The sequence below is a fragment of the Streptomyces sp. 13-12-16 genome (assembly GCF_002114215.1).
Classification (GTDB): Bacteria; Actinomycetota; Actinomycetes; order Streptomycetales; family Streptomycetaceae; genus Streptomyces.
Genome location: NZ_NCTE01000967.1, coordinates 1 through 4,956, shown reverse-complemented (window position 1 = coordinate 4,956; position 4,956 = coordinate 1). Strand labels below are relative to the sequence as shown.

The window sequence follows — 4,956 nt, the reverse complement described above, 5'->3', positions numbered from 1 at the left end:
AGCCCCCTGGCGGGGGTGTGGGGGCGGGGCCCCCGCAGCGGGGCGGGGGGCCGAGCCCCGGCAGCGGGGGTGCGGGGGCGGACCCCCGGCGACGAAAGTGCGGGGCCCCCGTTTCAGGCCGACCGGCGGAAGCCGATGGTCGGCACAGCCCTCCGCAGCGGCCACGGCCGCACCAGTTCCCCCGAGATCAGCCCCGCCAGGAACTCGTACCGCCCCAGCGCCGAGGGGTCCTGCCCCTCGACCGACCGCACCCGGCGCCACCACGCCCCGATCTCCGTCCACCCCGGCGCCGACAGCGACCCCCCGAACTCCTGGACGGACAGCGCCGCCGTGAGCCCCGCGAAGGCGAGCCGGTCGGCCAGCGGCCACCCCGCCAGCGACCCCGTGACGAACCCGGCCACGAACACGTCCCCCGCCCCGGTCGGGTCCAGCGCCTCCACCTCGATCGCCGGCACCGACGCCGTCTCCCCCGTACGCCGGTCCACCGCGTACGCGCCCTCCGCGCCGAGGGTGACCACCGCGACCGGCACGTGCTCGGTGAGGGCGTGCGCCGCCTCGCGGGGGCAGTCCGTGCCGGTGTACCGCATCGCCTCCTCCGCGTTCGGCAGGAACGCCTCGCAGTGCCGCAGGTCGGACAGCGCGGCCAGGTCCCACGCCCCGGTGTCGTCCCAGCCGACGTCACCGAAGATGCGGGCCCCCTTGCGCGCGGCCTGCGCGATCCACGGCGCGCCGCGGCCGGGGGTGAGGGAGGCGACGGCGGCACGCGCGCGGGGCGGGCAGTCGGGGGCCGGCTCCTCGGGCGGGGGTTCGTGGCCGTGGGAGACCATCGTGCGCTCACCGTCGTACGCCATGGAGACGGTGACCGGCGAGTGCCAGCCGGGGACCGTGCGCGAGGGCGAGAGGTCGATGCCCTCGCCCTGTTCCAGCGTGTCCCAGCAGTACTCGCCGTAGTGGTCGTCGCCGAAGGCCGCCGCGAGGGAGGTGCGCAGGCCGAGGCGGGCCAGGGCGGTGGCCATGTTGGCGACGCCGCCGGGGCTCGACCCCATCCCGCGTGCCCAGGACTCGGTCCCGCGCACCGGGGCGGAGCCGAGCCCGGTGAAGACGATGTCGAGGAAGACGGTGCCGGTGAGGTAGACGTCCCAGGGCGGGTCGTCCGGTGCTCGCAGGGCGGCGAGGGGGTCGACCTGGGACGAGCAGTTCGGTCCCTCGACGCGTGCCTTCCCGGTAAACGCCATCACGGTGCGCTCCCTGACGTGGTGCGGTTCAAGCCAGTGTGCACCACACCACTGACAGCGTGACGGCTGTCACTCCGTGTCCGCCCCCGGGAGGGTCACCAGCGCGGCACGGCCGGTGTGACCCACTCCGGGTCGGCGACGCGCATGGCCGCCGCGTCGTCGCGGTCCCGCAGCGAACCGTCGTCGTCGAGCCACCGCTGGTGGAGGACCTCCAGCCGGTCACGGTCGAGCTCGACGCCGAGGCCGGGTGCGTCGGAGACCTTTACGGTGCCGTTCTCGAAGGTGAGGCGCTCGGTGAGGACGTCCTCCGACTGCCAGGGGTAGTGGGAGTCGCAGGCGTGGTGCAGGTTGGGCACGGTGGCCGCCACGTGGGTCATCGCGGCGAGGCTGATGCCCAGGTGGGTGTTGGAGTGCATGGAGACGCCGACGCCGAAGGTGCGGCAGATCGCGGCGAGCTGCTGGGTGTTGCGCAGTCCGCCCCAGTAGTGGTGGTCGGAGAGGACGACCTGGACGGCGTCCCGCGTGAAGGCCTCCTCGATCTCGGCGAACGTCGTCACGCACATGTTGGTGGCGAGGGGCACCGAGGTGCGGGCGGCCACCTCGGCCATGGCGGAGGTGCCGAGCGCGGGGTCCTCCAGGTACTCGAGGACGTCCCCGAGCTCCTCGGCCACCTTCAGCGAGGTCTCCACGGACCAGGCGCCGTTGGGGTCGAGGCGCAGGGGGTGTCCGGGGAACGCGGCGGCGAGGGCGCGTACGGCCGCGATCTCCTCGTCGGGCGGGAAGACGCCGCCCTTGAGCTTGAAGGAGGTGAAGCCGTACCGCTCCGTGAAGATCCGGGCCTGTTCGACGACGCCCGCCGGGTCGACGGCGGCACCCCAGTCGTCCTTCTCCGCCGGCACGCCCTCGGGGTGGCGGGCCCACTTGTAGAAGAGGTACGCGCTGTACTCGACGGCGTCGCGCACCTTGCCGCCGAGCAGGGCGTGCACGGGCAGGCCGAGGCTCTTGCCGAGGGCGTCGAGGCAGGCGACCTCGAAGGCGGAGAGCACGGACAGGCGCAGCTTGTCGGCGGTCTGCACGCCGCGCAGTCCGCCGACGTCGACCTGCCCGGAGACCTGGGAGGCGTCGACGGCCACCTCGTCGGCCTCGGTGAACAGCCGGTTGAGGTCGCCCGCCTGACGGCCGACGAGCCGGTCCGCGAGGGGCCGCGCCAGGTCCAGGTACTTGGTGTCGCCGTAGGTCTCGCCGAGGCCGGTGGTGCCGTCGGCGGTGACCACCTCGACGATCAGGCGGGGGGTGTACGGCTGGTGGACGCCCTGGGTGTTGAGCAGGGGCGGGTCGGCGACGAGGATCGGCGTGAGGCGGACCTCGGTGACGGTCAGGTCGCGGGAGGTCGGCGTGGTCACAGGGCGGCTCCTACGAGGTCGAGTCCGGCGGTGAGGAGGGTCCGGAGGTCGGCGAGGTCGCCGGGCGTGGGGTCGGTGAGGGGGGCGCGCACGGGGCCCACGGGGCGTCCGCGCAGCCGGGCCGCCGCCTTCACCAGCGACACCGCGTACCCGGGGACGCGGTCGCGCAGTTCGACGAACGGCACGTAGAAGTCGCGCAGCAGCTTGTCGACGGTGCCGTGGTCGCCGTCGCGCAGCGCGGTGAAGCAGGCGTCGGCGATCTCGGGGGCGAAGGCGTGGACGGCGGAGGAGTAGGCGGGGACGCCGACGGTGGCGTAGGCGCGGGCCTGGATCTCGGCGGTGGCGGCGCCGTTGAAGAAGAGGAAGCCCTCGGGGGCGGCGAGGGTGAGGCGCTGCAGCCGGTCGAGGTCGCTGTGGCCGTCCTTGAGGCCGATGACGTTGGGCAGGGCGGTGATCCGCCTGAGCGAGTCGGCGGTGTAGGCGACCTGGCCCCGCTGGTAGGTGATCAGCGGCAGCCGGGTGCGGGCGGCGACGGCTTCGAGCTGGGCGACGAGGCCGTCCTGCGGGGCGGCGACGAGGTAGTGCGGCAGGACGAGGAGGGCGTCGGCGCCGGCCTCCTCGGCGATGCGGGCGAAGCGGGCGGCCTGCGCCCAGCCGTAGCCGACGCCGGCGACGACCGGCGTCCGGCCCGCGCTCTCCTCGACGGTGATGGTGACGACCTGCCGGTACTCGTCCTCGTCCAGGGAGAAGAACTCGCCGGTGCCGCAGGCGGGGAAGACGGCGCCGGGGGCGGTGGCGATCCGTTCGGCGACGTAGGCGCGGAAGCCGTCCGGGTCGAGGGAGCCGTCCTCGTGGAAGGCGGTGAGCGGGAAGGACAGCACCCCGTTCGCCATCCCGTCCTTCAGGCGTCGCGCCACGGCGGCCGTACCGCTCGGGTCCGTATCGGGACTCACCCTCACTCATCTCCCCATGTAGATGTCATCCATGTATGAAAATGAAGGTTAAGTAGGCGAACGAGAACCGTCAATGGCCCGGCACGGACCTCCTCCCGCCGGACTACGATCGGCGCATGCCGGAGACAGGGGGCGTGCGCGAGGTCAAGTCCGCTGCGCGCACGATGGAGGTACTGGAACTGCTCGCCGCGCGCGGCGACCGCCCGGCGCGCCTCCAGGAGCTGGCGGACGCGCTGAAGGTGCCGCGCAGCTCGATGTACGCACTGCTGCAGACCCTGATCTCGCGCGGCTGGGTCCGCACCGACGTCACCGGCTCGCTGTACGGCATCGGCATCCGCGCCCTGCTCACCGGCACCAGCTACCTCGACTCGGACCCGCGCGTGCGGGCCGTGCGCCCGTACCTGGACGAGGCGTCCGACGCGCTGGGTGAGACGATCCACATGGGACGGCTGGACGGCCACGACGTGGCGTACCTGGCGACCCGCGAGTCGCACGAGTACCTGAGGACGATCAGCAGGGTGGGGCGGCGGCTGCCGGCGCACGTGGGCGCGCTCGGCAAGGCGCTGCTGGCGGAGCGGCCGGACGAGGAGCTGCCCGAGGGGCCGTACGAGGCGGCCACGCCGAACACGCACACCTCGCGGGAGTCGCTGGCCGCCGATCTGGCCGGGGTGCGGGAGCGCGGTTACTCCGTGGACCGCGAGGAGGGCGTGCCCGGGATCGTCGGCTTCGGCTTCGCCCTGCGGTACGCCTCCCCCGCGCAGGACGCCATCAGCTGCTCGGTGCCGGTGGCCCGGCTGACGCCGGAGCGGGAGGGGCGGATCGTCGCCGTGATGCGGGAGATCCGGACGAAGGTGGAGACGACGGTTCCCGCAGGTGGCGGGGCCATTCACTGGCGATAGCGGACGCTGTTACCCGGCCTTGCCGGACCTAAAACGCAAGAGTGACTTAGATCACACCTCGCGCGCTCCCGTTGCCCTCCCGCCGCTTGATACAAATTGCCCGCGCGCTCCCGTCGGTCGACGGTCGTCGCCCCCTCCCTCCCCACGGTCTCCGTACCGTCCCTTTCGCACGCCCCGGGAACGCCCGTGTTCGCCCCTCGCACCACCCCCTGGCCCCTCGTCGCCCTTTTCACGGCCGGGTACCTGGCCCCGTACCTGCTGCCGACCACCGTCGGACGGCTGGAACGCGGGCTCGGCCTCTCCGCCACCCAGGCGGGGGCCGTCGGCAGCGCGCTGCTGCTGAGCTCGGCGACCGCCGGGTTCCTGCTGGCGTCGCGCGTGGAGCGGGCCGGGGCGCGGACCCTGGCCCGGCTGGGCCTGCTGCTGGCCGCCGTCGGCTACGGCGGGGCCGCCCTCACCACCGCCG

Annotated in this window: 4 protein-coding genes and 1 pseudogene; 2 read left to right on the top strand and 3 right to left on the bottom strand. The window is 73.7% G+C overall.

Annotated elements, in window-relative coordinates; translation table 11 throughout:
• Nucleotides 1–113 precede the first annotated feature (113 nt).
• From B7767_RS33255 to B7767_RS33245, 3 genes are all read right to left on the bottom strand, one after another.
• Entirely contained in the window at nucleotides 114–1,235 is a 1,122-nt protein-coding gene (locus B7767_RS33255; protein ID WP_085575359.1) for a carbohydrate kinase family protein, read from the bottom strand.
• A gap of 95 nt (nucleotides 1,236–1,330) precedes the next feature.
• Entirely contained in the window at nucleotides 1,331–2,638 is a 1,308-nt protein-coding gene (locus B7767_RS33250; RefSeq protein WP_085575358.1) for a glucarate dehydratase family protein, read from the bottom strand.
• Complete coding sequence (locus B7767_RS33245; protein WP_373408258.1) at nucleotides 2,635–3,597, bottom strand: 5-dehydro-4-deoxyglucarate dehydratase; 963 nt, start codon at nucleotides 3,595–3,597, stop codon at nucleotides 2,635–2,637. The genes B7767_RS33250 and B7767_RS33245 overlap by 4 nt, the downstream gene beginning before the upstream one ends.
• Nucleotides 3,598–3,707: 110 nt before the next feature.
• Between B7767_RS33245 and B7767_RS33240 the strand changes: the two genes are divergently transcribed.
• Both B7767_RS33240 and B7767_RS33235 read left to right on the top strand, forming a co-directional pair.
• Nucleotides 3,708–4,490, top strand: a complete 783-nt coding sequence (locus B7767_RS33240; RefSeq protein ID WP_085575356.1) for an IclR family transcriptional regulator — start codon at nucleotides 3,708–3,710, stop codon at nucleotides 4,488–4,490.
• A 186-nt stretch (nucleotides 4,491–4,676) separates the two neighbouring features.
• Nucleotides 4,677–4,956: pseudogene (locus B7767_RS33235) on the top strand (MFS transporter); the annotation flags it as partial.